Source organism: Streptomyces sparsus (genome assembly GCF_054776295.1).
Genome location: NZ_BAAHCA010000306.1, coordinates 1 through 5,124, shown reverse-complemented (window position 1 = coordinate 5,124; position 5,124 = coordinate 1). Strand labels below are relative to the sequence as shown.

Genomic DNA, 5,124 nt, shown 5'->3' with positions numbered 1-5,124 from the left:
CCCGCCCACCACCACACCGAGCGGCCGCAACTCCCGCGCCGGCGGCGCCAGGAGCACCTGGTGCCGGAGCTGCGCGACCCGCCCCCCGCTCCTCGCTCCACCGACGAACCGGAGCCGCAGCACGATCCCGGGCTGATGGCCGCGTTCCGACGCGGCACCAGCCTCGCGGACGACGACCCCTCGGGGCCCGGCCCCGCACCCAGTTCCCGCTAGTTTCCAGCCGGCCCCTGGCAGGGGACGCCCGTGCCCGGCCCCCACCTCGAAGGAGAACACGCGATCATGGTTGGCGAAGCGTCCATCGGTCACAGCACGGACCTGTCCTGGCTGCTGACCGGACTCGTCCAGCGCGTACCGCACTCCCGCAGCGCACTGCTCCTCTCCTCCGACGGCCTGGTCAAGGCCGCACACGGCCTGGAGACCGACACCGCCGACCACCTGGCGGCTCTCGCCTCGGGGCTGTACTCGCTGGCTCGCAGCGCCGGCGTGCGCTTCGGCGACGGCGGTGAGGTCCGGCAGGTCGTGGTGGAACTCGACACCACCCTGCTGTTCGTCTCCACCGCCGGGCAGGGCGCCTGCCTGGCGGTGCTGGCGGCCCGGGACGCCGACGCGGCCGTGCTGGGCTACGAGATGGCGATGCTCGTGAAGAGCGTGCGTCCATATCTGGCCACACCGGCGCGGAACTCTGTGGGGCGCTGAGGCCATGGGGGAACACGAGAAGGGACCGTGGCTCGACGACGCCGCGGGTCGGCTGATCCGGCCGTACACCGTCAGCAACGGCCGTACCCGGCCGTCCGCCAAGTTCGACCTGCTGACACTCGTCATGGCCACCGGCTCCCGGGCCCTGAGCCACCTGGGACCCGACCACGTCCAGGTGCTGGGGCTCTGCCACGGCCCCACTTCGGTGGCGGAGATCGCCGCCCACATAAGGCTGCCCGCCGTCGTGACGAAGGTCCTGCTGTCGGACCTCGTCGACTGCGGCGCGCTGACCGCGAAGGCACCTGTCCGGCTGGGTGCCGACTCGTCCGACCGAGACCTGCTGGAGGCGGTGCTGCATGGACTCCGTGCACGGCTCTGACCCGTTCCCGACCGCTGTGAAGATCCTCATCGCAGGGGGGTTCGGCGTCGGCAAGACCACGTTCGTGGGGGCGGTCAGTGAGATCGAACCGCTCAGCACCGAGGAGCTGCTCACCCAGGTCAGCGCCGCCACCGACAGCCTGGAGGGCGTGGAGTCCAAGACGACCACCACGGTGGCGATGGACTTCGGCCGCATCACCCTCAGCGACCGCCACGTGCTCTACCTGTTCGGCACCCCGGGCCAGGAGCGCTTCTGGTTCATGTGGAACGAACTGTGCACCGGCGCGCTGGGTGCCGTGGTTCTGGCCGACACCAGACGGTTGGAGCACTGTTTCTCGGCCGTCGACTTCTTCGAGCGGCGCGGCATGGGCTTCATCGTGGCCGTCAACGAGTTCGACGGCGCCCACCGCTACACGCCCGACGAGGTCCGCAGCGCGATGGACCTCAAACCCGAAGTGCCGGTGGTGATGTGCGACGCCCGGCACGCCAGTTCCACCACGCAGATCCTTGTTTCCCTCGTCCAGCATCTGATCGACACCAGGAGCACGCATGCCGCAAGCGTCGTACGACCCCACGAGTCACCTGCTCCTCACCCCTGAGGACGCGGAGGCCCCCGCACGTGTGGTCCGGCTTCGGGAACTCGGCATCGGGGACGCACCGGTGCCCGAGTTCGACGACTTCGCCCGCAACCTCGCACGGGTGACGGGCGCGCCGTACGCCATGGTCAACTTCATCGACGAGCACCGGCAGTACTTCGCCGGGCTCTACACCCCGGGCGCGGAGCGCGCGGTGGAGCTGGGCCCTGCCCCGGCGACCGCGCAGCCGGGGCGGGTGATGGCCAGGGACCACGGCTACTGCCCGCACGTCATCGTGCGGCGCAAGGCGCTCGTGCTGGAGGACGTCTGCGACTACCCCCGGTTCGCCGGCAATCCGGTGGTCGACGAGATCGGGATCCGCTCCTACCTCGGCGCACCGCTGATCGACCGCACCGGCATGGCGCTGGGCACGGTCTGCGTGGTCGACCAGGAACCGCGACCGTGGGGCCGCCAGGGTCTGGAGACCATCAAGTCGATGGCAGCCGAACTGGTGGACCAGATCCACCGGCGGGAACACGCCTCCTGAGCGGACGGGACGGGTGGGGGCGACGGCTCAGCCGACCGGTTCGGGCTCTCGCCGCACCAGCTCGGTGAGTTTCTGGGACCACTCGCCCTTGGCGGTTCCGAGGGCGACCTCACCCAACCGCAGGCGCTGCACGTCGGACGTGCCGGCGGGGGCGAAGATGTGGTGCGCGTCGCGCAGGTACCGCTCGACCGGACGGTCCGTGAACAGCCCCGCCGCGGCGTGGATCTCCATGGCGTCCCGCGCCGAGTCCAGGGCGTACTCGACGTTGACCAGCTTGGCGTTCATCAGTTCCGCGTCGCAGGGCTCACCGTTGTCCAGCAGGTGCACGGCGTGGTACGCGGCGAGACGGGCGGTCATCAGCCGGGACTGGATCTGGCCGAGCTTCATCTTCACCGAGCCGAGCTGCCCCAGCGGAGCGTCGTACCGGCGCCGTTCGGTGCAGAACAGGGTGGTCTCGTCGAGGATCGCCTGGTGGATGCCGAGTGACACCGCGGTCAGGTTCGCCCGGCCGTAGAGCACGCTGGAGGAGTACGCCACGGCGAGCCCTTCGCCCTCCCGCCCCAACCGGTTGGCCGCCGGCACGCGGCAGTTGTCGAACCGCAGCTCGCCGAAGCTGAACCCGTGCAGCCCCATAGCGGGCTGCTGGGCGCCCAGGGAGAAGCCGGGGCGGTCGGACTCCACCAGGAACGCCGAGAGACCGCCGGAGCCGGGGCCGGTGCGCATCACCACACCGTGCAGGTCACCCACGTGGCTGTTGCCCACGTAGACCTTGCTGCCGTTGAGTACGTAGTCGTCACCGTCCCGGACCGCGCTGCCGGTCATGCCGAGCACGTGACCGCCCGACTCCGGTTCCGTGACCGCGATCGTCGGCAGGCAGTCGCCCGCGGCCACAGCCGGCAGCCAGTGCTTCTTCTGCTCCTCGTTCCCGAAGTGGATGATCTTCGCGACCCCCAGCTGGGACGCCTGCACCATGGCGCCCATGGCCCCGCTGACCCGGGACAGCTCCTCGATGATCACGGTCTTCGCGAGGTGCCCCTCCCCCATCCCGCCGTAGGCCCTCGGCACGGTCGCGCCGATCCAGCCCTGACGGGCGATCAGCCGGGAGAGCGGATGGGCCGTACTGCGGGCGGCTTCCATGTCGGGTATCCGCGGCCTCACCTCCCTCTCGGCGAACTCTCTTACTTGTGCGCGCAGTTCCTGGTGTCGTCGGTCCGTGAAGCAGCGATCCATGACGAGCCCTTCCGAGTTGCGCTCCCCGTATGCCTGCCAGACGGGGGCTGTACATCGGCAGCAACCCCCGTTCCCACGGCCGACTTCAACATCGTCTTCATCAAGTCGCCTGCGGAAACGTCCTTTTGGAACTTTGTCCGAAACCCTCTCCGTTGCGGTCCGGTTCTCCGTCGGAGGATCCGGGGGGTGCCAGGTTGCCCTTTGCAGCGCGGGGGGTGGTCCCCGCAGCATTACCCAGTGGCATAGCCCGGTGACCCTTGAGTATCGGCTCACATCAACCGCAAAGGCGCAAGAGGGGGCGCGCAAAGGGGGCGTGCGCGCCCCGTGTTGGCCTGGCGTGATCTCTCCGTCCGGGGCCAAAGTGATGCAAGCGACCCCGTGAGTCAGCAGGAGGACACGTGAGAGAACCGGACACCTTCACCCGGGTTTCGGACGGCACGCCCGTCGCGACCTACCGGTGGCTGCCCGACGGCCCGCCGAGGGCGCTGGTGCAGATCGCCCACGGCGCGGCCGAACACGCCGCACGCTACGACCGCTTCGCCCGGCACCTCACCGCACACGGCTACGCGGTGGTCGCCTCCGACCACCGCGGCCACGGCGCCACCGCCGCACACACCGGTGGCCCGGGTGTGGTGGGCGAGAGCGGCTGGCGGACCGTCGTGGACGACCTCAAGGCCGTCGCGGAGGCCGCCCTCACCGCCCTGCCGGGCCCCGGGCGGGTGCCGCACTTCCTGTTCGGCCACAGCATGGGGTCGCAGCTCGCCCGGGACTACGCGCAGGAGTACGGCGCCGGGCTCGCCGGGCTGCTGCTCTCCGGCACCTTCCGCTCGCTGCCCGGTTGCGAGACGGAGACCGCCCTGCGCCGACTCGGCGCGGAGATCGACGCACACGGCCGGGACGCGGCGTCCGCCTTCGTACCCGAGCTGTTCGGCTCGCTCAACAACGCGTTCGACCACCGCACCGGCTTCGAGTGGCTCTCCAGGGACGTCGCCGAGGTCGACCGGTACGTCGCCGACGAGCTCTGCGGCTTCCCGTTCAGCGCCGGACTGGCCCTGGACTGGGTGCTCGGCTCCCGCAAGATCAACGCTCCCGAGGCACTCGCCCGCATGCCCCGGGACCTGCCGGTGCACATCGCCGTCGGCGAGGCGGACCCGCTGCACCAGGGCATGACACTCGTCTACGAACTGCTCGAGGACCTGCGGTACGCGGGCCTGTCGGAACTCAGCTGGCACGCCTATCCGGGGGCCCGCCACGAGATCCTGAACGAGACCGACCGCGACGAGGTGCACGCCGACCTGACGGCCTGGCTCGACCGCCGGTCCATGCCCGCCGGTGGCGGCGGCACGTCCTGACCACGGCCCGGGCACCGCGCGAGCGGGTCACCGCACGAAGGCGGTGATCCGCTCCCGGAGCCCGGCCGGGTCCAGACCGTGGGCCGTGAGGTGCTCCGCCGGTTCGCCGTAGCGCCGCAGCTCCCGGCGCGCGACGCCCAGCCCCAGCACCCGGTGCGGCCGGTCCGCCAGTGCCTCGGCCGTCACGGCGGCCGAGGTGCCGGCCAGGTACGGCTCCACCAGCACCACCCCGGCCTCCGGCGAGGGCAGCACCGCCCGCAGCCCGTCGCCGTCGAACGGTCGGACGGTGGCGGCGTACAGCACGGTCACGTCCAAGCCGACCGTCGCGGCCAGCACGTTGTCCAGC

At 70.9% G+C, this 5,124-nt stretch carries 6 protein-coding genes and 2 pseudogenes; 6 read left to right on the top strand and 2 right to left on the bottom strand.

What is annotated here, in order from left to right; all coding sequences use genetic code 11:
• The 5 genes and pseudogenes from ACYVE9_RS15010 to ACYVE9_RS14990 all read left to right on the top strand — a co-directional run.
• A pseudogene (locus ACYVE9_RS15010) lies at positions 1-213 on the top strand (hypothetical protein); the annotation flags it as partial.
• Positions 214-279: 66 nt separating this feature from the next.
• Positions 280-696, top strand: coding sequence for a roadblock/LC7 domain-containing protein (locus ACYVE9_RS15005; RefSeq protein ID WP_461028341.1), 417 nt, complete (start codon positions 280-282; stop codon positions 694-696).
• Between the two features lie 4 nt (positions 697-700).
• Positions 701-1,075: a DUF742 domain-containing protein gene (locus tag ACYVE9_RS15000; RefSeq protein WP_461028340.1), complete on the top strand. Its 375-nt coding sequence runs from the start codon at positions 701-703 to the stop codon at positions 1,073-1,075.
• Positions 1,053-1,673 (top strand): GTP-binding protein, encoded by a 621-nt coding sequence (locus tag ACYVE9_RS14995; protein ID WP_461028339.1) that lies wholly within the window; start codon positions 1,053-1,055, stop codon positions 1,671-1,673. The genes ACYVE9_RS15000 and ACYVE9_RS14995 overlap by 23 nt, the downstream gene beginning before the upstream one ends.
• Entirely contained in the window at positions 1,624-2,196 is a 573-nt protein-coding gene (locus ACYVE9_RS14990) for a GAF domain-containing protein (protein WP_461028338.1), read from the top strand. Before ACYVE9_RS14995 ends, ACYVE9_RS14990 begins: the two co-directional genes overlap by 50 nt.
• Positions 2,197-2,223: 27 nt before the next feature.
• On the opposite strand, the gene ACYVE9_RS14985 is transcribed toward ACYVE9_RS14990, so the two are convergent.
• Positions 2,224-3,426 carry an acyl-CoA dehydrogenase family protein gene (locus ACYVE9_RS14985; RefSeq protein WP_461028337.1) on the bottom strand — a complete coding sequence of 401 codons (1,203 nt, stop codon included), beginning with the start codon at positions 3,424-3,426 and terminating at the stop codon, positions 2,224-2,226.
• A gap of 398 nt (positions 3,427-3,824) precedes the next feature.
• Here ACYVE9_RS14985 and ACYVE9_RS14980 point away from each other — a divergent pair, with 398 nt between their 5' ends.
• Entirely contained in the window at positions 3,825-4,778 is a 954-nt protein-coding gene (locus tag ACYVE9_RS14980; protein WP_461028336.1) for an alpha/beta fold hydrolase, read from the top strand.
• 27 nt (positions 4,779-4,805) lie between these two features.
• Here ACYVE9_RS14980 and ACYVE9_RS14975 read toward each other — a convergent pair.
• Positions 4,806-5,124: pseudogene (locus ACYVE9_RS14975) on the bottom strand (transketolase); the annotation flags it as partial.